At 74.0% G+C, this 20,742-nt stretch carries 20 protein-coding genes; 10 read left to right on the top strand and 10 right to left on the bottom strand.

Annotated elements, in window-relative coordinates; all coding sequences use genetic code 11:
- Nucleotides 1–161: 161 nt before the first annotated feature.
- Complete coding sequence (locus ACFC1R_RS14435; protein WP_375938129.1) at nucleotides 162–1,043, bottom strand: DUF3027 domain-containing protein; 882 nt, start codon at nucleotides 1,041–1,043, stop codon at nucleotides 162–164.
- A gap of 717 nt (nucleotides 1,044–1,760) precedes the next feature.
- On the opposite strand from ACFC1R_RS14435, the gene ACFC1R_RS14430 reads away from it, so the two are divergent.
- The 4 genes from ACFC1R_RS14430 (at nucleotide 1,761) to ACFC1R_RS14415 (ending at nucleotide 5,506) form a co-directional block, all read left to right on the top strand.
- On the top strand, nucleotides 1,761–3,152 hold the full coding sequence (locus tag ACFC1R_RS14430) for an MFS transporter (protein ID WP_375938126.1): 1,392 nt from the start codon (nucleotides 1,761–1,763) through the stop codon (nucleotides 3,150–3,152).
- Between the two features lie 236 nt (nucleotides 3,153–3,388).
- Entirely contained in the window at nucleotides 3,389–3,925 is a 537-nt protein-coding gene (locus tag ACFC1R_RS14425) for a hypothetical protein (RefSeq protein WP_375938055.1), read from the top strand.
- Nucleotides 3,922–4,671 carry a futalosine hydrolase gene (locus ACFC1R_RS14420; protein ID WP_375938052.1) on the top strand — a complete coding sequence of 250 codons (750 nt, stop codon included), beginning with the start codon at nucleotides 3,922–3,924 and terminating at the stop codon, nucleotides 4,669–4,671. The genes ACFC1R_RS14425 and ACFC1R_RS14420 overlap by 4 nt, the downstream gene beginning before the upstream one ends.
- Nucleotides 4,664–5,506, top strand: coding sequence for a 1,4-dihydroxy-6-naphthoate synthase (locus ACFC1R_RS14415; RefSeq protein WP_375938049.1), 843 nt, complete (start codon nucleotides 4,664–4,666; stop codon nucleotides 5,504–5,506). Before ACFC1R_RS14420 ends, ACFC1R_RS14415 begins: the two co-directional genes overlap by 8 nt.
- A gap of 21 nt (nucleotides 5,507–5,527) precedes the next feature.
- Here the strand turns inward: ACFC1R_RS14415 and ACFC1R_RS14410 are convergent, their stop codons facing one another.
- Complete coding sequence (locus ACFC1R_RS14410) at nucleotides 5,528–5,911, bottom strand: cold-shock protein (protein WP_375938046.1); 384 nt, start codon at nucleotides 5,909–5,911, stop codon at nucleotides 5,528–5,530.
- Nucleotides 5,912–6,340: 429 nt separating this feature from the next.
- Nucleotides 6,341–7,480 (bottom strand): alpha/beta hydrolase, encoded by a 1,140-nt coding sequence (locus ACFC1R_RS14405; protein WP_375938043.1) that lies wholly within the window; start codon nucleotides 7,478–7,480, stop codon nucleotides 6,341–6,343.
- Between the two features lie 235 nt (nucleotides 7,481–7,715).
- Between ACFC1R_RS14405 and ACFC1R_RS14400 the strand changes: the two genes are divergently transcribed.
- The gene (locus tag ACFC1R_RS14400) at nucleotides 7,716–7,943 is read left to right on the top strand and encodes a hypothetical protein (RefSeq protein WP_375938040.1); all 228 of its coding nucleotides are present in this window, start codon (nucleotides 7,716–7,718) and stop codon (nucleotides 7,941–7,943) included.
- Between the two features lie 71 nt (nucleotides 7,944–8,014).
- Here ACFC1R_RS14400 and ACFC1R_RS14395 read toward each other — a convergent pair whose 3' ends face one another.
- The gene (locus tag ACFC1R_RS14395) at nucleotides 8,015–8,617 is read right to left on the bottom strand and encodes an HAD family hydrolase (protein ID WP_375938037.1); all 603 of its coding nucleotides are present in this window, start codon (nucleotides 8,615–8,617) and stop codon (nucleotides 8,015–8,017) included.
- A 281-nt stretch (nucleotides 8,618–8,898) separates the two neighbouring features.
- On the opposite strand from ACFC1R_RS14395, the gene ACFC1R_RS14390 reads away from it, so the two are divergent.
- On the top strand, nucleotides 8,899–9,930 hold the full coding sequence (locus tag ACFC1R_RS14390; protein ID WP_375938035.1) for an ABC transporter substrate-binding protein: 1,032 nt from the start codon (nucleotides 8,899–8,901) through the stop codon (nucleotides 9,928–9,930).
- On the opposite strand, the gene ACFC1R_RS14385 is transcribed toward ACFC1R_RS14390, so the two are convergent.
- A complete protein-coding gene (locus tag ACFC1R_RS14385; protein ID WP_375938032.1) occupies nucleotides 9,931–10,761 on the bottom strand; it encodes a hypothetical protein in 831 nt (276 codons plus the stop codon).
- Nucleotides 10,762–11,094: 333 nt separating this feature from the next.
- Between ACFC1R_RS14385 and ACFC1R_RS14380 the strand changes: the two genes are divergently transcribed.
- Nucleotides 11,095–13,629 (top strand): helicase C-terminal domain-containing protein, encoded by a 2,535-nt coding sequence (locus ACFC1R_RS14380; protein ID WP_375938029.1) that lies wholly within the window; start codon nucleotides 11,095–11,097, stop codon nucleotides 13,627–13,629.
- A 12-nt stretch (nucleotides 13,630–13,641) separates the two neighbouring features.
- On the opposite strand, the gene ACFC1R_RS14375 is transcribed toward ACFC1R_RS14380, so the two are convergent.
- Complete coding sequence (locus ACFC1R_RS14375) at nucleotides 13,642–13,902, bottom strand: hypothetical protein (RefSeq protein WP_375938026.1); 261 nt, start codon at nucleotides 13,900–13,902, stop codon at nucleotides 13,642–13,644.
- Nucleotides 13,903–14,000: 98 nt separating this feature from the next.
- Between ACFC1R_RS14375 and ACFC1R_RS14370 the strand changes: the two genes are divergently transcribed.
- On the top strand, nucleotides 14,001–15,635 hold the full coding sequence (locus ACFC1R_RS14370; RefSeq protein ID WP_375938023.1) for a DNA repair helicase XPB: 1,635 nt from the start codon (nucleotides 14,001–14,003) through the stop codon (nucleotides 15,633–15,635).
- Nucleotides 15,636–15,644: 9 nt separating this feature from the next.
- Here ACFC1R_RS14370 and ACFC1R_RS14365 read toward each other — a convergent pair whose 3' ends face one another.
- Complete coding sequence (locus tag ACFC1R_RS14365; RefSeq protein ID WP_375938020.1) at nucleotides 15,645–15,803, bottom strand: hypothetical protein; 159 nt, start codon at nucleotides 15,801–15,803, stop codon at nucleotides 15,645–15,647.
- 302 nt (nucleotides 15,804–16,105) lie between these two features.
- Here ACFC1R_RS14365 and ACFC1R_RS14360 point away from each other — a divergent pair, with 302 nt between their 5' ends.
- Nucleotides 16,106–18,166, top strand: coding sequence for a HelD family protein (locus tag ACFC1R_RS14360; RefSeq protein WP_375938017.1), 2,061 nt, complete (start codon nucleotides 16,106–16,108; stop codon nucleotides 18,164–18,166).
- A 67-nt stretch (nucleotides 18,167–18,233) separates the two neighbouring features.
- Here the strand turns inward: ACFC1R_RS14360 and ACFC1R_RS14355 are convergent, their stop codons facing one another.
- Nucleotides 18,234–18,920, bottom strand: a complete 687-nt coding sequence (locus ACFC1R_RS14355; RefSeq protein WP_375938014.1) for a copper homeostasis protein CutC — start codon at nucleotides 18,918–18,920, stop codon at nucleotides 18,234–18,236.
- 104 nt (nucleotides 18,921–19,024) lie between these two features.
- Between ACFC1R_RS14355 and ACFC1R_RS14350 the strand changes: the two genes are divergently transcribed.
- The gene (locus ACFC1R_RS14350; RefSeq protein WP_375938011.1) at nucleotides 19,025–19,660 is read left to right on the top strand and encodes a hypothetical protein; all 636 of its coding nucleotides are present in this window, start codon (nucleotides 19,025–19,027) and stop codon (nucleotides 19,658–19,660) included.
- 6 nt (nucleotides 19,661–19,666) lie between these two features.
- On the opposite strand, the gene ACFC1R_RS14345 is transcribed toward ACFC1R_RS14350, so the two are convergent.
- On the bottom strand, nucleotides 19,667–20,023 hold the full coding sequence (locus ACFC1R_RS14345) for a hypothetical protein (RefSeq protein ID WP_375938009.1): 357 nt from the start codon (nucleotides 20,021–20,023) through the stop codon (nucleotides 19,667–19,669).
- Nucleotides 20,024–20,042: 19 nt separating this feature from the next.
- Nucleotides 20,043–20,618: a Uma2 family endonuclease gene (locus tag ACFC1R_RS14340; RefSeq protein WP_375938123.1), complete on the bottom strand. Its 576-nt coding sequence runs from the start codon at nucleotides 20,616–20,618 to the stop codon at nucleotides 20,043–20,045.
- Between the last annotated feature and the right edge of the window lie 124 nt (nucleotides 20,619–20,742).

Raw genomic sequence — 20,742 nt, 5'->3', positions numbered from 1 at the left:
CCCGCGCGCGGCGGCGCGCGTCCGGCCCCGCGCCACTGCGCCCCCGGTGGGACGGATGCACCCCGCCCACCGGGAGACCGGTGCAAACCGGCGTCCTCCGGCGCACGCGGGCCCCGCACCTCACGGGTTCCCCGGCGGCGCGGGCCCGCCCTCGCGACGGGTCAGGAGTGGCCGAGCTCCTCGGCCGGGGCGTCCGGCTCGACCGAACCGCTGGAGCGGTCGGGGTGCAGCTGGAGCGGCTCGACCTTCAGCTCGTCCAGGATCAGCTCGGACGGCACCGGCGGAGCCGGCAGCACGGCGGCCTCGGAGTGCCCGCCGCAGCCGTAGGCGAGCGAGACCACCTGACCGTCCGCCGGACCGAACTCGTTGCCGCAGATGCCGAACGCCTGCCCGAGCGAGCCGCCGATCGGCACCAGGAAGCCGCAGCTGGTGCAGTGCGCCGGTGCGGCCTGCGCCATCGGCGTCTGCGGACCGTACGCGGTCTCCCAGCGGTCCGCGGCCAGGTGCAGGCCGAGCCGGGACAGCACGCGCGGGCGGCCCATGCCGAGCTCCTCCGCGACGGCACCGATCTCGGCCCGGGCGGGCGCGGGCTGGACGCCGGTGTCGGCGACCACCACGTCCTCCTCGGCGGCCAGCGCGACCGCGGAGTTCGGGGCGGGCTCGTCCTCGCCGGTCCAGCCGGGCTCCAGGCGCAGGTCGTCGGCGCCGGTCGGCAGCAGGTCGCCGGGGCCGAGGTCGCCGGGGCGCAGCCGCTCGCTCCACGGCACCCACTGCGGGGCGAGCACCGCGTCCTGGCCGGGCAGCAGGACGACCTCGTCCAGGGTGACGTTCTTGGCCCGCGGCGCGCGGGCCACGGTGACGGCCCAGTGCCAGCCTCGGTAGGCGGCGTCCAGGCACTCGAAGGTGTGGGTCACCACCCGGTCGGCGTCCGCCTGGGTCCCGAGGTGCGCGCCCACGATCTCGGCGCCGACGGCGTCGTCAGCAGCCTGGCGGGCGAGTTCGACGGCCTCGGCACAGAGCCGGTCGGGGGTACGGCTTCGCATCGCAGCACTCACGGCGTCGATTCTCTCCCAGTTCTGTTGCCTGCGGTCCATGGCCGACGGTCCATGGCCGTCGGTCCCTTGCCAGCGTTCCGTCGCCCGCGCCACGCGGTCGTCCGTCGTGGTCGTCGGTCGCGGTCGGATTCGGAGAGCTCTCCGGGAGATGCTCCCGAAAGAAGGCTCCGAGAACCTTCACCGGACCATGCCGCGAGTTCCGGCCCCGCTGGGTACCGTGCTCCCCATTCTGCGCGACCCGGGACCCTCGCGGGGACCGACCGCGCCGCCCACCGGGTTGCGCACATGCGAACTGCAGGCTACCCGCCGGTCGGCCCCCTCCGACAGTCCGGTGCCGAGCTCCTGACAGAGCCGCGCCGATTGGCGCCGGTTCCCTCGTACGGTGGGGGTTTGTCAGGCAGGATGACGTACGTGGCGGACGAGACCCCGTCGCAGCACGCACTGCACGACCAGCAGGCCAACGGCACCCCGGGTCAGGCCCCGGAGCCGGCCGGCGTGCCGCGACAGCAGCTCCAGGTCCCCCCTGCGGACGGCGCCGAGCCGCAGCCGGAGGACGGATCCGCCCCGCCCGCAGCGAACCTCCCGCCCGCGTCGCCGACCGCAGCGACGCCCGCACCACCGCCCGCGTCCGCCCCGGGCACGCCCGAGTCGCCCGTGCCGGTGCCGTTCCCGGGCGAGCCGTTCCCGGACGAGGACGAACCCTTCGTGGACGAGCCCTTCACGGGGTTCGGCCGACGCCGCGGTCTGCTGGTCCGCGGCGCCTCCGCCGCCGGGCTGCGCACCGGCCGGCTGGTGCACGGCACCGGCCGCCGGATCCGGCGGGCGACGGCCGCCGAGGGAGCGGGCGAGTCGGGCCTGGCGAAGCTGATCGAGCTGCACGCGCTGAACTCCTTCGGCGACATGCTGATCACCATCGCGCTGGCCTCGACCATCTTCTTCTCGGTCCCGACCGGCGAGGCCCGCGGCCGGGTGGCGCTCTACCTGCTGATCACCATGGCCCCGTTCGCCCTGCTGGCCCCGGTGATCGGCCCACTCCTCGACCGGATGCCGCACGGCCGCCGCACCGCGATGGCGATGTCGATGCTGGTCCGTGCCGTCCTGGCGTGGACCATGGCCGGCACGGTCGCCGACGGCGGCCTCGCGCTCTACCCGGAGGCCCTCGGCGTCCTGGTGGCCTCCAAGGCGTACGGCGTGGTGCGCAGCGTGGTGGTGCCCCGGCTGCTGCCGCAGCGGCTGTCGCTGGTGAAGGCGAACTCGCGGGTGACCCTGGCCGGGCTGCTGGCCACCGGCCTGGCGGCTGGCCTCGGCGGGCTGCTGCACCTGATCGGGCCCGGCTGGCCACTGCGCGGGGCCTTCCTGGTCTTCGTCATCGGCACCCTGATGGCCTTCCACCTGCCGCACGAGGTGGACTCCGCCAAGGGTGAGCAGCGCGCCGTCCTGCACGCCGACGAAGAGTGCCCGGCGCTGCCCGACGGGATCACGCTGCTGCCGGAGAAGGCGACCCTGCGGACCGTCGGCCCGTCGGTGATCCTCGCCCTGCGCGCGATGGCGACGCTGCGCGCGCTGGTCGGCTTCCTGGTGATGTTCCTGGCCTTCCTGCTGCGCGAGGACCCGGTGGGCGGCCTCGATCCGACGGTGAGCCTCGGCATCGTCGCCCTCGCGGCCGGCACCGGCAACGCGTTCGGCTCGGTCCTCGGCTCCTGGCTGCGGACCAGGGGCCCGGAGGCCACCGTGACGGTGATGCTGCTGCTGGCCGCCCTGGCCACCGGGGCGGCGGCGCTCTGGTACGGCCTGCCGACGGTCGCCGTGGTGGCGGGCGCGGCCGGGGTGGCCGCCTCGCTCGGCAAGCTGGCCCTGGACGCGCTGATCCAGCGGGACGTCCCCGAAGCGGTCCGGACCTCGGCCTTCGCCCGCTCCGAGACACTGCTCCAGCTGGCCTGGGTGGCGGGTGGCGCGATCGGCATCCTGCTGCCGCTGGACGGCGCACTCGGCCTCTCGGTGGCCGCCGGACTGGTCGGCCTGATGCTCCTGTGGACCGTACGGGCGCTCCTCAGGGTCGGCCTGCGCGGCCCGGCCGCCCAGCCCCGGGTCGCGTGACCCCCACCGGCGCCGGACCGCGCCGGGCCTGCGGACAGCAGGGTGCACCACTCCACCGGGGGTCCCGCGACCGGCCTACCGGAGCGGAGCGAACGCAGTCCTCCCCCGCTTCGCGCGGTTCCCCGCGCCCCTGTGGGGTTCCCCCGCCCCGGGCGGGCCGGTTCCACATGACACGGGCGGGGGGACTTGGCCACCCGCGCGCACCTTGATCGGCGCTGCCCGGTAGATTCATGCCCATGAGCCTCAGCACCCGTGTCATCGCCGCCGTCGGCGCCGTTGTCGTGATCGGCGCCGGCACGGTCGTCGGTTCCGTCGCGTACGCCAGCAACCAGGGCAAGCCCGAGCACCCGCTGGCCACCCTGGTGGTCGGCCGGTCCTCCATCCACGCCGGGCCGACCTGCTACAACGACGGCAAGCCGCTGAACAAGGACGCCATCGCCAAGTGCCAGGCCGACTCCAAGAAGGCCGGCGACGAGGGCAAGCTGCCGTCCTCCGAGGTGACCAGCACTGACCGGATCGGCGTCGGCGTCGACCCGGACGTGGCCGACAAGGGCTGGTGGGCCGCGACCGACGGCGGCCAGGGCCAGGCCCAGATCGCCTCGCTGCGCACCGGCTCGACCTTCTCCGGTCTGCAGTCCGCCTCCGCGCTGCTCTCCACCAGCTCCGAGAACACCCGGGTCACCGTCGTCGAGAACGACGCGAAGACCGGCGACATCATCGCCGCCTGGTTCTTCGACCTCAAGAACAAGGACTTCGTTCCGACCGCGCAGTGACGCGGCGTCCGTCCGACGACCAGCAGCCGGGAGCGCAGGCCGTCCGGCTGCTGGTCGTCGTCGCCGTTCCCGCCGAGGCCGGGGCCGTGCTGCGCGGGCTGGGGGACGGTGCCGTGACCCTGCCGGTCCCCGGCGGTGAGCTGCACCGCGCCGAGCACGCCTGCGGGGTGCCGGTGGACGTCCTGGCCGGCGGCGTCGGCCCGGCGGCCGTGGCGGCGGCCACTGCGGGTCTGCCCTGGCTGCACCGGTACGAGCTGGTGGTCTCGGCCGGGATCGCGGGTGGTTTCGCCCCGCACGCACCGATCGGTTCCGTCGTGGTCGCCGACGAGATCGTGGCCGCCGACCTGGGCGCACAGACTCCCGAGGGTTTCCTGGACGTCGCCGAGCTGGGTTTCGGCAGCGTCCGCCACACGCCGGTGCAGGCCGCCGTCGGCCTCGCCGCCGAGGCGCTCGGTGCCGCCCGCGGCACCGTGCTGACCGTCTCCACGGTCACCGGCAGCGCCGAACGGGCCGCCGAGCTCGCCGCCCGCCACCCGCGCGCGCTGGCCGAGGCGATGGAGGGCTTCGGGGTCGCCGAGGCCGCCGCCCGGCACGGGGTGCCGGTGTTCGAACTGCGGACCGTCTCCAACGCCGTCGGCCCGCGCGACCGCTCCGCCTGGCGCATCGGCGAGGCACTCGGCGCGCTGGAGCGGGCCTTCGCCCACCTGCCGTACCCGGAACTGCTCCAGGAGGTCGGACATGGCTGAGCCGCTGCGGGTCGCCTACTCCCCCTGCCCGAACGACACCTTCGTCTTCCACGCCTGGGCACACGGCCTGGTCCCCGGCGCGGCCGCCCCCGAGGTGACCTTCGCGGACATCGACATCACCAACGGCCTCGCCGAGCGCGGGGAACTGGACGTGCTGAAGATCAGTTACGGCCAGCTGCCCTGGGTGCTGGACGAGTACGCGCTGCTGCCCTGCGGCGGTGCGCTGGGCCGGGGCTGCGGGCCGCTGGTGCTCACCCGCGAGCCCGGTACGGACCTGACGGGCCGCCGGGTCGCGGTGCCGAGCGAGCGCTCCACCGCGTACCTGCTGTTCCGGCTCTGGGCCGCCAAGGCGGTGCCCGGCGGGTTCGGGGAGATCGTGGTGCTGCCGTTCCACGAGATCATGCCCGCCGTCCGGGACGGTCGGGTGGACGCCGGTCTGGTGATCCACGAGGCCCGGTTCACCTACCAGCAGTACGGCCTGCACAGGCTGGCCGACATGGGCGAGGCCTGGGAGCAGGAGACCGGCCTGCCGATCCCGCTCGGCGCGATCATCGCCCGGCGCTCGCTGGGCGCCGAGCGGCTGCGCGAACTCAGTGCGGCGATCCGCACCTCGGTCGCGCTGGCCTGGGAGAACCCGTCGGCATCCCGGCCGTACGTGCTGGAGCACGCCCAGGAGATGGACCCTGACGTGGCGGACCAGCACATCGCGCTCTACGTCAACGAGTTCACCGGCGACCTCGGCGAGGCCGGGTACGCGGCCGTGCACGGCCTGCTGACCCGGGCCGCCGCCGAGGGACTGGTACCGGCGATCGACCCGGGCGCACTGGCCTTCTGAGCCCGCCGGGCGGTGGCCCGCTCAGACGTCGAACTGGTCGGCCACCGCCCGCAGCAGCACCGCGAGCTTCTGTCCGGCGGGCTTCGCGGGGTAGCGGCCGCGCTGGAGACCGGGCAGCACCGCGTCCAGCGTGGTGATCAGGTCCTGCACGATCGGTGCCATGTCGTCGGCGCTGCGGCGCTGGGCGACGGCCACCGAGGGCAGCGCCTCCAGCAGGGTGACGGCCATCGCCTGGTCGCCCCGGTGGCCGGCGACGACGCCGAACTCCACCCGCTGGCCGGGCCGGAGCGAGGTGACCCCGGTGGGCAGCGCCTTGGTGTGGACGAAGACGTCCCCGCCGTCGTCGCGCGACAGGAAGCCGAACCCCTTCGTCTCGTTGAACCACTTGACCTGGCCGGTGGGCATCTCGAAAAGTCCTCGGTGTGGGTGCGGGGCGATCTCGGCGCCGAGGCCGACGATCACCGGGTGGATGGCGAACCGACCGCACGGACAAGCGGGCCGGACTCGTTCTGCAGACTAATGATCCGTCAGCGGCTCAACCGCTCACCGCGGGCCAGGGAGTTGCCTGGGGCCCCGCGCCCGGGATCCGTGCGCCGATGGTGCGTGCGCTGCTGAGGCATCGGCCGCCGCCCCGGGCCTGGCGCGGCCAGGGCGCGGCATCGCGCTGTCCATGGCTCACGCCCCCGTCGGGAAAGCGGGGCGTCCGGACGGCCCCGTGCGATGGCTGCATACCCTGGTCAACGGGAGGCCGAAACTCCCAGTTCCCGAGGAACTGCACGCAGTGACGGAGGCGTCCGGCCGCCGGAAGTCCGCCGAGGAGTCCGGGTTCCGGGCTCAGGCGGGGACGCTGAGGTGCTGGCCCAGCCAGCCGAGCGAGGCGGGGAGCATCCGGGACCAGGTGTTGAAGTTGTGGCCGCCGGTGTCCAGGGTGATCGCGGCGACCTTGGTCTCGCTGCCCTTGGCGGCCGCGATGAACTTCTTGGTGGCCGGGTAGTAGTCGCCGTCGCCCTCCTTGCTGCCGCCGACCAGCAGCGAGACCGCCGGCTTGGGCAGGTTGGCCAGGCGCCAGTCCAGGTCGGCCTGGTCGCGGCGGTCCTTGCTGCCGGCGAACAGGTCACCGGTGGTGGCGTCGTCGGCGGCCTTGTAGTAGCCGGAGAGCGAGACCGCGGCGCTGAAGACGTCCGGGTGCTTCATCGCCAGCTTGAGCGCGCAGTAGCCGCCGGTGGAGTTGCCGATCACGCCGAAGCTGCCGGCCCCCTCGGCGACCCGGTAGGAGCTGCGGATGGCCTGCGGAACGTCCTTGGCGAAGTACGACTCGGCCTGCGTGCTGTTCGGGACGTCCTCGCACTCGGTGTCGCGGGGCATCGCCGGGGACGGGCGCATCATCACCAGGACGGTCGGGTTGGTCTTGCCGTCCTTGATCAGCTGGAGCTCGGTGGAGGGGTAGTTGAGCTTGGTGATCAGGTTCTTGGCGTCGCCGGGGAAGCCGGTGATCGCGATGGCCGCCGGGAACTTCTTGTCCTTGTACTCCGGCTGGAAGTACTGCGGCGGCAGGTAGACGTAGCCCTCGGTGGACAGGCCCGTGCTCGCGCCCGGGATGCGGATCTTCTCCAACTTGCCGACCACCAGCGGGTCACGGCCCACGGTGTTGGCGCCGCGCACGTTCTCGTTGGAGATCTGCTGCACGCCGGGCTGGCCCTTGGCAGCCGAGAGCTGGCTCTGGATGTTCACCGGACCGTCGTTGCCGGTGCCCAGCAGGTCGTCCCAACTGCTGTAGAAGGCGAAGTAGTTGTTGGCCACCAGGCCGAGCGTGCACATCACCGCGAGCTGCGTGCCCACGATGGTGCCCAGCCGGCCGAAGACCGCGGCCCAGGAGCGCTTGGCGAGCCGGGGCCACACCCAGACCGTGCCGGCAACCACCAGAACCGAGATCAGCGCGGACAGCGCCAGCACCTTGTGACTGGTCAGACCCATGCGTCGTTACGCCCCTGCTCCACCATTGACCATGCTCCACCGTTGCCTCTGCGGCACCCGGCCTTCACCCGAGGACACCCCCGCCGGAAGACCGGCATCCCTCCTAGAGTGCCTGAGAGTTTCCTGGGAGACCTGAGCGTCAGGGGTGAGCCTACCCCCGCCGATCGGCGGGGGTAGGAAGGGGTCTGCGACACTGAACCGTCGATCGGAACCGGATCCGGCTGGAGGAACGGGCATGAGCAGCACCACGAGCGCCGGCGACGGACTGGTCCGGGCCGGAGCGATCGTCTTCCTCGTCGGGTCGATCGCCACCATCGTGACGTTCGTCCCGCTCTTCTTCGGCCTGCCGCGGTTCCCGAGCATCGCGTACTGGGTCTGCATGCTGATGCCGGCGGGCTTCCTGCTCTCCCTCGGCGGCCTGCTCCGCTCGGCGCGCGCCCAGCGCCGCCGCGTGGCCGCGTAGTCGACCTCGGCCGCGCACCCGGCCGGCCACGTGGCAGGCCGGTCGGGCCCGGCCGCGGCGTCGGCCCGGGATCAGGCGAAGGCCGCGAGCCAGGCCGGGAACTCCGTCAGGTCCGTGAGCACCACGTCCGCACCGGCCTCGGCCAGCTCCGCCGCGCCGTACGGTCCGGTGGTCACGCCGACCGCGACCGCGTCGGCGGCCCGCGCGCCCCGGATGTCACCGAGGTGGTCGCCGACGTACACGGCCGCGCCGTGTTCCCGCAGGGCCTCGCCCTTGCCCTCGGCCCAGGTGTCGCCGACCAGGATGTCCGGGGCGAGTCCGATGTAGTCCAGCTGGAGCCGGGCGTTCGGCTCGTACTTGCCGGTGATCACGGCGACCCGGCCGCCCCTGGCCCGGACCGCGTCGACGGACTCCCGCGCACCGGGCAGCACCAGGGTGCCGGGGAGCGCGTACTCGGGATAGAGGGCCCGGTAGCGGGTCGCCATCTCGGCCACCCGCCCGGCCGGGTACCAGTGCGCCAGCTCCTGCTCCAGCGGCGGGCCCAGCCGGGTGACCACCAGGTCGCTGTCGATCCAGGTGCCGGTGGCGGCGGAGAGGGCCTGGTAGGCGGCCTTGATCCCGGGGCGGGTGTCGAGCAGGGTCATGTCGAGGTCGAAGCCGACGGTGAGAGCCATGGGCCCAGGGTATGCGGGCGGTGATTCACCCCGGACCTACCGGGCGATGCGGCCCCGCCCGGGCCGACCGCGAGACGGGAGCGGCCATCCCGGGCGCGCCCCGGGCGGCGTGCGCCAGGGCCTAGCGACAATTCAGACATACTGGGCGGACTGCCCGGCCGTGACCACCTCGCCTGGCCGTCCCCGATCCCAGCGTCCCCGATCCCAGCGTCCCCGAACGCGGCGTCCCCGAACACGGACGTCTCCACCACGGCTTCAACCGACCACGCGAGGAGCGCCCGATGCCGCGTCAGCCCTCCCGCCGCACCGCCCTGCTGGGCCTGGCCGCGCTCGGCGCGGGGGCGCTGTCCGGCTGCACCTCCCCGTCCGGCGGTCCGGCCGCCGGCGGAGGCAGCCCCTCGCCCGGTCTCCCGCTCTCGCCGTCGCCCGCCGCCTCCGACACCGGTCCGCCGAGCCCGCGGCCCATGCCCAGCACGACCGTCACCGCCGCCACCGGCGTGGTGGTGGTCCCCGGCTCGCCGGTCCGGGTGGTCGCCCTGGACACCGCCGAACTCGACTCGGCGATCACCCTCGGCATCGCCCCCGTCGGCGCCGCCCGCGCGTCTGCCGACCGCGGCCTGCCCGACTACTGGCCCGCCTCCTGGCGCGCCGCGATCGCCCCCGTCGGCACCGTCGACAGCCCCGACCCCGCCAGGATCGCCGCGCTCTCCCCCCAGCTGGTCCTCGGCAACCAGACCCGCGACGGCGCCGCCTACGACACCCTGCGCAGGATCGCCCCCACCGTCCTCACCCAGACCACCGGCTACCCCTGGAAGGCCAACTTCCAGCTGCACGCCCAGGCCCTCGGCCGCCAGGAGCAGGCCACCGCGGTCGTCGGCGCGTACGGGCGGCACGTCACCCAGGCCTCGCAGGCCATCTCCGACGCGGGCTCGGCCGGGAAGCGGGTCAGCATCGTCCGGTTCGTCGAGGGCTCACCGAACGTACGGCTGTACGGCAAGCAGAACTTCATCGGAACGCTGCTCACCGATCTCGGACTCGGGCGGCCCGACCCGCAGAACGTCGACCAGTTCGACATCGAGGTGCCGCCCGACCAGATCGCCAAGGCCGACGGCGACCTGCTGCTCTACTCCACGTACGGCGATCCGGCCAGGGCCGGGACCGCCGCCGTACTGGCGAGCGGCGGCTGGCAGGCGCTGGGCGCGGTCAAGGCGCACCGGGCCTTCCCGGTGGACGACCAGCTCTGGTTCGAGGGCATCGGCTACACCGGCGCCAACCTCGTCCTGGCCGAACTCCAGCGCTTCCTGGGCGGCTGATCAGCCCTTCGGACCGCGGCGCAGGTTGAGGACCAGCAGGAAGAGCGCCGAGAGCACCGCCGCCAGGCGCAGCACTCCCGGCGCCGCCGCCCACGCCTCGTGGTTGAGCTGCTCGCCCGGAGCCACCGGGGAGCCCCAACGCCCCTGCGCCCGTCCCCAGAACCAGACCGTCGAAGCGGTCATGGTGATCAGCGGGATCCCGAAGACCGCGAACTTCTTGGTGAAGTCGCCCAGCCTGCTGGAGAGGTACGCGGCGGCCCACCCGATCAGCATGGCCGGGATCTGCCCCGTCACCGCCCCCGCGAGCAGGGCGATCGCGGCGATCAGCAGCAGCAGCGACGGGCGGCGGCCCGCCAGGAAGGCCGCGGCCCGCGGCGGCCGGTCACCGGTCCCGCCCTCGGCAGCGCCCTCGGGTGCGGGAGGGGCGTCGGCGGTCGGCTGCGCGCCGTCGGCGGACTCCTTGCGCTGGTCCGGGACGGACGGCGCGGCGGGCGGCGTGGCACTGCCGAAGTCGAAGGTGACGCTGTCCCAGCCGGGGAAGTCCGCGGCGCTCACCCCGAACCCGTGGGCGGCCGGTCCGCCGCGCGCCATCGACTCGGCCTCCGAGCGCACGTCCGCCGGCGCGGCGGGCTTCGCCGAAGGCGCGGCGGGCTTCGCCAGAGGTACGGCGGACGGGGCCGAGGCCTGTGCGGGCACCTCGGCGGCGTACACGCTCTCCCCCTCGGCCTCAGCGCCCCGGTGCTCCGGGTCCGACTGCCCGAGGACCCGCCGCGGCCCGTCGACCCGCCACCACTCGCCGCCCGCACGGCCCCCCTCGTGCCCGTCCGTCATCGCCCCGCCACCCCGCCTCGTGTAGCCGTGCCCACCGTTCGCCGACGGTACCCACTCCCTGACTACCCACGCGAGCCGACCACCCACGCGAGCCCCGCCCACCCGGGCCCCGCTCGACCGTGCCCCGGGAGCACGGAGGCCCGCCCGACGAGCCCACCCCGAAGCTCCACGGCGACCCGCGCGTTCCCCGCACCGTTCCCACCCCTTGGACGACGCACCGGCCCCGACCCTCCGGGCAAGCCACGCATCCGGGCAGGCCGTACAAGCCGTTCCCGCTCCCCGGGAGTTGCTCGGGTGCCCTCACTCAAAGACTGGCCGACTAAGCTGGGTCGGATGACCGCATCGCAGCGCGTACCGCGCCCCGGCCGGGCCGCCGCCGCACCACGTACGCTCGCCGAGGATCTCCGCGCCCGCAGCGACGAGGCGCTGGCCGAGCTGCTGCGGGCCCGGCCCGACCTGCTGAACCCGGTGCCGAGCGATCTGACCCAGCTCGCCGCCCGGCTCTCCGGCCGGGCCTCCGCGCTGCGCGCGCTGGAGCGCCTGGACCGGTTCACCCTGCAGGTCGCCGAGGCACTGGCGGCCGCCCCCGACGGGAGTTCCGAGGCCACCGTCCGCAACCTGCTGGCCGGTCCCGCCCGGGTCAAGGCGCATCCGCACGCCGCCGCGGTCGAGCGTGCCGCCGTCACCGCCGCCCTGCCCGCCGCGCTGGCCGCCCTCCGCAGCCGCGCCCTGCTCTGGGGCCCGGACTCCGCGGTGCGCCTGGTGATCGCCGTCCGCGAGGCGCTCGCCCCCAGCGCGAGCAACCCGGGCCGTACGGGTCTGGGGCCCACCCTCGCCGAGGCGACGGTGGGGATGTCCCCGGCCCGGCTCCAGCAGCTGCTGGCCGGTGCCGGGCTGCCGCCGACCCCCGACCCGGTCACCGCCGTCGCCGCGCTCGCCGGGCTCCTCGCCGACCGCAAGCGCTGCGCCGCGCTGCTCGCCGAGGCCCCCGAGGCCGCGCTCGCGCTGCTGGAGAAGCTGGTCTGGGGCCCGCCCACCGGCACCGTGCCGGACGCCGCCCGCCCGGTGACCGCCGAGGAGGCCCGCAGCCCGGTCGAGTGGCTGCTGGCGCGGGGGCTGCTGCTGCCGTCCAGCACCGGTTCCGTGGTGCTCCCCCGCGAACTGGCCCTGCACCTGCGCGGCGGCCGCAGTCACCGTGCGGTCGAGCCGGCCGCGCCCGCCCTGGTGCCCGCCGCCGAGCGCGATCCACAGGCTGTGGACGGCGCCGCCGCCGGACAGGCCTACACCGCCGTCCGCACCGTCGAGGAACTGCTGGACAGCTGGGGCCTGACGCCGCCGCCCGGTCTGCGGGCCGGTGGACTCGGCGTACGCGACCTCAAGCGGGTCGCGCTCGCGCTGGAGTGCCCCGAGCCCACCGCCGCGTTCTGGCTGGAACTCGCCCACAGCGCCGGGCTGCTGGCCCCCGACGGCGAGGTGGACGAGCGATGGGCCCCCACCCCGGCGTACGACAACTGGCTGAAGCAGCCGGTCGCCGAGCGCTGGGCACTGCTCGCCCGCAGCTGGCTCGCCACCACCCGGGTCGGCCGGCTCGCCGGTACCCCAGACGGCAAGGGCAAGGTCCGCGCCGCCCTCGGCCCCGAACTGGACCGGACCCTCGCGCCGTCGGTCCGCCGCGCCACCCTCGGCCTGCTGGCCGCACTGCCGCCCGGCGGCACCGCCACCGCCGCCGCGCTGCTGCCCGTGCTGCGCTGGCAGCGCCCGCTGCGCGGCGGCCCCGTCCAGCCGGACGACCGCGAACTGCGGGACCACCTGGTCGACTTCACCCTCGACGAGGCCGAACTGCTCGGCCTCACCGGCCGGGGTGCCCTCGCCCGCCCGGCCCGCGCGCTGCTGACGGGCGACGACCCGGTGCCCGTGCTCGCACCGCTGCTGCCGCAGCCGCTCGACCACGTGATCCTGCAGCCCGACCTGACCGCGATCGCCCCGGGCCCGCTGCTCACCCCGCTCGCCCAGGCGCTGGCGCTCTGTGCGGACATCGAGTCCAAGGGCGGCGCCACGGTCTACCGCTTCACCACCGAATCCGTGCGGCGCGCGCTGGACGCCGGGCGCACCGCCTCCGACCTGCACGTCTTCCTGGAACAGCACTCCAGGACGGGTGTCCCGCAGCCGCTCGGCTACCTGATCGACGACGTGGCCCGCCGGCACGGCGTACTGCGGGTCGGCTCCGCCTCCTCGTACCTGCGCTGCGACGACACCGCGCTGCTGGCCGAGGTGCTCGCCGACCGGCGGACCGCCGAGCTGCGGCTGCGACTGCTGGCACCGACCGTGCTGGCCGCCCAAGTGCCGCCCGAGACGCTGCTCTCGGTGCTGCGCGGCATGGGCTTCGCACCGGCCGCCGAGTCCGCCGAGGGCGATGTGCTGATCACCCGCCCCGACAGCCACCGCACTCCGCCGAGGGCCGCCCCGACCCCGGTCCCGGACGGGCCGCCGCGCCCCGACGACGTCCTGCTGGGCGCCGCGGTCAAGGCGGTGCGCGCGGGCGACCGGGCGGCCACCGCCGTCCGCAAGGAGACGGTGGCCGGCCCCGCCGCCACGCCGCAGCAGACCGGACCGGCCCGTACCGATCTGCGCCGGCTCCCGCGCACCGCAGCCGCCGACACGCTCGCCGCCCTGCAGACGGCCGTCCTGCTCGGCGAGCGGATGTGGATCGGCTACGTCAACGCGGAGGGTCTGGCCTCCCAGCGCGTCGTCGACCCGGTGAAGGTCGAGGGCGGCTTCGTGACGGCGTACGACCACCTCACGGACGAGGTGCGGACCTTCGCCCTGCACCGCATCACCGGAGTCGCCGAGGTGGACGAACCCGCCTGAGCCGGCGAGGGCTCAGTGCCGACCCTGCTGCTTCTGCTGCTCCTTGGCCTGCTGGTCCTTGGCGTGCTGTTCCTTGGCCTGCTGCACCATCTTGTTGGTGTCCGGCATCGAGAGGTCCTGGCCGCTGATCAGGCTGGCCGCCCCGAGCCCGAGGAACGCGAAAGGTCCCCCGGTCTCGCCGAGCCCGGCCAGGGCGTGGGCAGGCGTGGCGCTGGCCGCGAACGCGGCACCGGACAGGAGCACAGCGGAGAGAACCCGCTTCGGCGTCTTCATGCCCGGCTCAACGACGGCCCGGGAAACGGGTCACGTGCTTTGGGCCGAGTGCGGGACACTGGAAAGTCTGCGACAGGACCTACGGAGGGTTGCACCGCGTGAACGACGGACCGCTCATCGTCCAGAGCGACAAGACGCTGCTGCTGGAGATCGACCACCCGAAGGCCGCCGACTGCCGTCGGGTGATCGCTCCCTTCGCGGAGCTGGAGCGCGCCCCCGAGCACGTGCACACCTACCGGGTCACCCCGCTCGGCCTGTGGAACGCCAGGGCCGCCGGACACGACGCCGAGCAGGTCGTGGACGCCCTGGTGACCTACTCCCGCTACCCGGTGCCGCACGCGCTGCTGGTGGACATCGCCGACACCATGGCCCGCTACGGCCGCCTCCAGCTCTCCAAGCACCCGGTGCACGGGCTGGTGCTGACCACCACCGACCGCCCGGTGCTGGAGGAGGTGCTGCGCTCCAAGCGGATCGCTCCGCTGGTCGGCGCCAGGATCGACCCGGACACCGTGGTCGTGCACCCCTCCGAGCGCGGCCAGATCAAGCAGGTGCTGCTCAAGCTGGGCTGGCCCGCCGAGGACCACGCCGGGTACGTGGACGGCGAGGCGCACCCGATCGACCTGGCGGAGGACGGCTGGCAGCTGCGCCCCTACCAGCGGCAGGCCGTCGAGGGCTTCTGGCACGGCGGCAGCGGCGTGGTCGTGCTCCCTTGCGGCGCGGGCAAGACGCTGGTCGGCGCGGCGGCGATGGCGGAGGCCAAGTCGACCACGCTGATCCTGGTCACCAACACCGTCTCGGCCCGGCAGTGGAAGCACGAGCTGGTCAAGCGGACCTCGCTGACCGAGGACGAGATCGGCGAGTACAGCGGGACGAAGAAGGAGATCCGCCCGGTCACCATCGCCACGTACCAGGTGATGACCACCAAGCGGAAGGGCGTCTACGCGCACCTGGAGCTCTTCGACGCCCGCAACTGGGGCCTGGTGGTCTACGACGAGGTGCACCTGCTGCCGGCGCCGGTCTTCAAGTTCACCGCCGACCTGCAGGCCAGGCGGCGGCTCGGGCTGACCGCAACGCTGGTGCGCGAGGACGGCCGCGAGGGCGACGTCTTCTCGCTGATCGGGCCCAAGCGCTTCGACGCGCCGTGGAAGGAGATCGAGGCCCAGGGCTACATCGCCCCGGCCGACTGCTGCGAGGTCCGGGTCACGCTCACCGACTCCGAGCGGCTGGCGTACGCGACCGCCGAGCCCGAGGAGCGCTACCGCTTCTGCTCGACCACGGCGACCAAGCGCCGGGTGGTGGAGTCCCTGGTCAGGAAGCACAAGAACGACCAGACCCTGATCATCGGCCAGTACATCGACCAGCTGGACGAGCTCGGCGAGGCCCTGGACGCCCCCGTGATCAAGGGCGAGACCAGCAACACCCAGCGCGAGAAGCTCTTCGAGGCGTTCCGGAACAAGGAGATCAGCGTGCTGGTGGTCTCCAAGGTCGCCAACTTCTCCATCGACCTGCCGGAGGCGACCGTCGCCATCCAGGTCTCCGGGACCTTCGGATCCCGCCAGGAGGAGGCCCAGCGCCTCGGCCGGGTCCTGCGGCCCAAGGCGGACGGCCATGCGGCGCACTTCTACTCGGTGGTGGCCCGCGACACCGTGGACCAGGACTTCGCCGCGCACCGGCAGCGCTTCCTGGCCGAGCAGGGCTACGCGTACCGGATCATCGACGCCGACGACGTGTAGCGCACCGGATCACAGCTTGACGCCGTCGCGCCCGAGGAAGATCACCCGTGCGGCGGTGTCGAGCATGATCCCCATGTTGCGGACGGCCTGCGCCATCGGGTTGCGGCGGCGGTTGTCGGTGGCGGTGCTCCCGGTGGGCCCGTGCTGCTTGATCCGTTCGGTGTTCATGCCTCAACCGTAGGTTTCCGGCCGCCGCCGGGACATCAGCCCGAAGTGCGCGGCGAGCAGGCCCTCCGTCCTTCTTCCGGCGTACGGCACCCCTACGTCCCGGCGCGCGGCGACCCTGAGTCAAATGATTAGCGCCGGGTCCGGCACCGGTCTATGATCGCCGGTCTGCCCCTCCCGAAACGTGGTGCCAGTCGTCGGCAGCCGTGGGAGTACCGTCCGCTCGGCAACCGGCCGGTGTCCTTCACTGTGAGCTAACGACGAGTCCGCTGCCCCGCCCACGAGGGCAGCCGGGAAGGTTCGCTGTGCACGCCCCCACCGACCACCGGTCCACCGACCCCCTGCAGCGCGAACGCGACCATCTGGCCGCCTCCCGGGCCGCGCTGACGGCCATGCGCGAGGACGTCGAGTCGCTCGACCTGCGCGACGTCACCGGCACCTGGGTCTCCGCCGCCGTCCTGCAGAACCAGATCGAGCTGCGCATCGCGGCCCTGGCCGACCTCGCCCACACCCCGCTGTTCTTCGGCCGCCTGGACTACCTGCACGCCATCAGCGAGGAGCTGGCGGAAGGGGGCAGCGGCGAGCGGTTCTACATCGGGCGCAGGCACGTGCACGACGCGGGCGGCGACCCGATGGTGATCGACTGGCGCGCGCCGGTCTCCCAGCCGTTCTACCGGGCCAGCCGCACCGCGCCGATGGACGTCGAGCGCCGGCGCCGGTTCGGCTACACCGGTGGTGAACTGACCGCGTACGAGGACGAGAACCTCACCGATCCGGCCGAGACCGACACCGCCTCCGCCCTGCTCGCGGCCGAGATCGAGAAGCCCCGCGTCGGCCCGATGCGCGACATCGTCGCCACCATCCAGCCCGAGCAGGACGAGATCGTCCGCGCCGACATCACCGGCACGGTCTGCGTCCAGGGCGCGCCCGGCACCGGGAAGACCGCCGTCGGCCTGCACCGGGTCGCGTACCTGCTGTACGCGCACCGCGAGCGGCTCGCCCGGACCGGCACCCTGGTGATCGGGCCGAACCGCTCGTTCCTCCACTACATCGAGCAGGTCCTGCCCGCCCTCGGCGAGCTGGACGTGGCACAGGCCACCGTCCAGGAACTGGTCGACCACGTCGAGGTCCGCGGCACCGACACCGTCGAGGCGGCCACCGTCAAGGGCGACCCCAGGATGGCCGAGGTGCTGCGCCGCGCGGTCCGGGCCGGGATCAGCCTGCCCACCGAGCCCTGCGTGGTGGTCCGGGGCTCCCGCCGCTGGCGCGTACCCGCCTACGAACTGGTCGAGATCATCGAGGAGTTGAAGGGCCGCGAGATCCGCTACGGCGCGGCCGGGGAGGCCCTGCCGCAGCGCATCGCGCACGCCGTCCTGCTGAAGATGGAGCAGAGCGGCGAGGCCCCCGACGACCGGGTGCAGGACGCGGTCGCCCGCAACACGGCGGTCAAGGCGGTGGTCAAGCAGTGCTGGCCGCCGGTCGACCCGGCCAAGCTGGTCCACCGGCTGCTCACCGACGCGGAGTTCCTCGCCGAGTGCGCGGACGGCGTCCTGGACGCCGGGGAGCAGGCCGCGCTCCTGCGGTCGAAGCCCGGACGTTCCCTGCGGACCGCGCCGTGGACCCCGGCCGACGCCGTCCTCGTCGACGAGGCCGCCGACCTGGTCCAGCGCACCCCCTCGCTCGGGCACGTCGTGGTGGACGAGGCGCAGGACCTCTCCCCCATGCAGTACCGGGCCGTCGGCCGCCGCTGCTCCACCGGCTCCGCGACCATCCTCGGCGACCTCGCCCAGGGCACCACTCCCTGGGCGACCGGTAGTTGGCCCGAGGCGCTGCACCACCTCGGCAAGTCCGCCGCCCACGTCGAGGAGCTCACCACCGGCTTCCGGGTGCCCGAGGAGGTCATCGCGTACGCCTCCCGGCTGCTCCCGGCGATCGCGCCCGGACTGGCCCCCGCCACCTCGATCCGCGACACCCCCGGCGCGCTGGCGGTCGAGCACGTCGCGGACGGGCTGACCGAGGCCGTGGTCGAGAGCTGCCGCAGGGCCCTGGCCCGCGAGGGCTCCACCGGCCTGATCACCGCCGACGCCCGCATCCCGCTGTTCGCCGGGGTGCTCGCCGAGGCCGGGCTGCCCTTCCTCGACCCCGGCACCGAGACCAGCAGCGAGGCCCGGCTGACCCTGGTCCCGGCCTCGCTCGCCAAGGGTCTCGAGTACGACTACGTGGTCCTGGACGAGCCGGCCGCCGTGGTCGCGGGCGAGCCGGACGAACGCACCGGCCTGCGCCGCCTGTACGTCGCGCTGACCCGGGCGGTCTCGGGGCTCACGGTGCTGCACTCCGAGCCCCTGCCGGAGCAGTTGACCCGGTAGGCGTCACCCGCGGGGGCGGGCCGCCGGTCCGGACGGCACGGGCCGCCCGCCCCGGCGGCCGAGGCGCTCAGGCGTCGACCAGGGCGCGCCACTCGGCGACCCTGGCGGCCTCGACCGGGGAGGTCCAGCCGTTGCCGCGGACCGCGCCGCCGACGTGGAAGGCGTCGAAGCCGGCCGCCCGCAGCTGAGGAACGTGTCCGGCGCGCAGGCCGCCGCCGACCAGGATCCCCTGGCGGTAGCCCGGCGCACCGGACTTGGCCAGCTCCCCCAGCAGGACCCCCAGGCCGGTCTCCACCCCGGCGGCCGCACCGGAGGTCAGGAAGGTGTCCAGGCCGGGCAGTTCGCCCACCGCGGCACGGACGGCGGCCCGGTCGACGCTGTGGTCGAGGGCCCGGTGGAAGGTCCACCGGCAGCCTTCGACGGCCGCCGCGACGGCGGTGGTCGCGGCCAGGTCGACGGCACCGTCGGCACTCAGGAACCCGAACACGAACTCCTCGGCGCCCTCGGCCCGCAGCGCGGCGACGCGGGCGAGCAGTTCGTCCAGGTCCCCCGGTGCGAAGCCGTCGCGGATCCGGAGCATCACCCGCAGCGGGACACGGACGGCGGCCCGGATGGCGGCGAAGTCGGCCACCGAGGGGGTCAGTCCGTCGGCAGCCATGTCGGTGACCAGTTCGAGGCGGTCGGCGCCACCGGACTCGGCAGCCTGGGCATCCTGTGCCGTCAGCGCGATGACTTCGAGAATTGGTCTAGACATATCGCTACCTTGCCACATCGTGGACCCGCCCGGCGAGCCCCCCGCCGCCCCGGCCGACCGACCCCGGCCGACCGACCGTCAGCCCGCCCCGCCACAATGGCCGCATGCCGACCGGAGCCCCCGCGCTGCTCGACCGCTGGAACGCCCTGCTGATCCGCTGCGGCGCCACCGCCGACCCCGCGCCGTACGGGCGCGACCTGCTGGGGCGCTGGGCCGAACCCCAGCGCCGGTACCACACCACGGCGCACCTGACGGCGGTGCTCGACCACGTCGACGCCCTGGCCGGGTACGCCGAGAACCCGGACGCCGTCCTGCTGGCGGCCTGGTTCCACGACGCGGTCTACCGCCCCGACCGGTCCGAGAACGAGGAGCGCAGCGCCCAGCTGGCCGCCCGCGCACTGCGCGAGGCGGGCCTGGCCGAGGAGTCGACCGCCGAGGTGGTCCGGCTGGTCCGGCTCACCGCCAGCCACCACCCCGAACCCGGTGACCGCAACGGCGAGGTGCTCTGCGACGCCGACCTGGCCGTACTCGGCGGCCCACCGGAGGCGTACGCGGCCTACGCGGCGGCGGTCCGCGAGGAGTACGGCTTCGTCCCCGACGACGCCTTCCGGACCGGACGGGCCGCCGTCCTGCGGCAGTTGCTCGACCTGCCCGCCCTCTACCGCACCCCGGCGGCCCGGGAGCGGTTCGGCACCGCAGCCCGCGCCAACCTCTTCGCCGAACTCACCGCACTGACCTGAGCGCTCTCAGCCGAGCCCGCCGACCGGGGCCACCACGGTGGCGTTCTTGCCGCAGACCCAGTGCGGCTCCGCCCCCAGCTCGGGTTCCACGCTCAGCGCGTGCGGGTCGCCGTCCGCGGCGCAGGCGGTGCACAGCGGCCAGCGGCCGTACGCCTCCAGCAGCGCGTCCTGCACGTCCTGCGCCAGCAGCCCGAGGACGAACTCCGTCCCGGCCGGCCACTGCTCCAGCCACCAGCGGCGGTGCGTCACGGCCTTCTCGACCATCGAGACGACCTCCGCCTCGGCCACGTCCCGGGCGGTGAGGTCGGCGAGGATCAGGGCGCGGGCGGCGTGCAGTGCGGTTTCGATGTCAGAACTGGCCATCCACCCATTGTCCCGCAGGTCAGCTCGGCACAGGGAAGCCCTCGGTGCTCAACTCGACGCCGAACGGCGCCGGCAGGCCGACCGGCTTGCCGAAAGGCGTACGGAGACTCTGCCGGTACGCACCGTTGTGGGGCTCGGAGAACAGCGTGACCGTCGGGCCGGGCTCGTCGAAGCGGTCGATCAGCAGGTAGAGCGGGACCGGGGCGTGGGCATAGCCCCAGAGCTTCTTCGTCCGGTCGTGCCGGGCCGTGCTCCGTGAGGTGATCTCGACCGCCAGCAGCACCTCGGCGGCGTCGACCGGACCGTCCTCGTCCACCGCGAGGACAGCGGTGTCCACGACCACCAGATCCGGGATGTAGAGCTTCTCCAGCCGGGCGATCTGCGTGCCGAGCGTCTGGAACACCTCGACGTCGTCCGGCAGGCACCGGACCAGCGCCCGGTGGACCCGTGCGGCGATCAGGTTGTGACCCGTGTTCGGCGGTGGCACCAAGACGATCTGCCCTCCCTCGATCTCGGCGCGCCAGCCCTCGGGAACGTCCAGTTCCCGCCAGGTGTCCAACAGGTAGGACCACTGCCGGTCCGACTCGACTGCCATGGCCGTCACCCCCGATCCCCCTTCCTCGTGACGCTGCTCGTCCTCAAGGTGGTCCGACTCGAAGTCGCCGACGGCGTTCATGCGCCCAGCGTGCCACGGACGAGTGAACGCGGGGCGGGAACGC

This window comes from Kitasatospora sp. NPDC056138 (assembly GCF_042264695.1).
Taxonomy (GTDB): domain Bacteria; phylum Actinomycetota; class Actinomycetes; order Streptomycetales; family Streptomycetaceae; genus Kitasatospora.
This window is presented reverse-complemented; position numbering and strand designations above follow the sequence as displayed.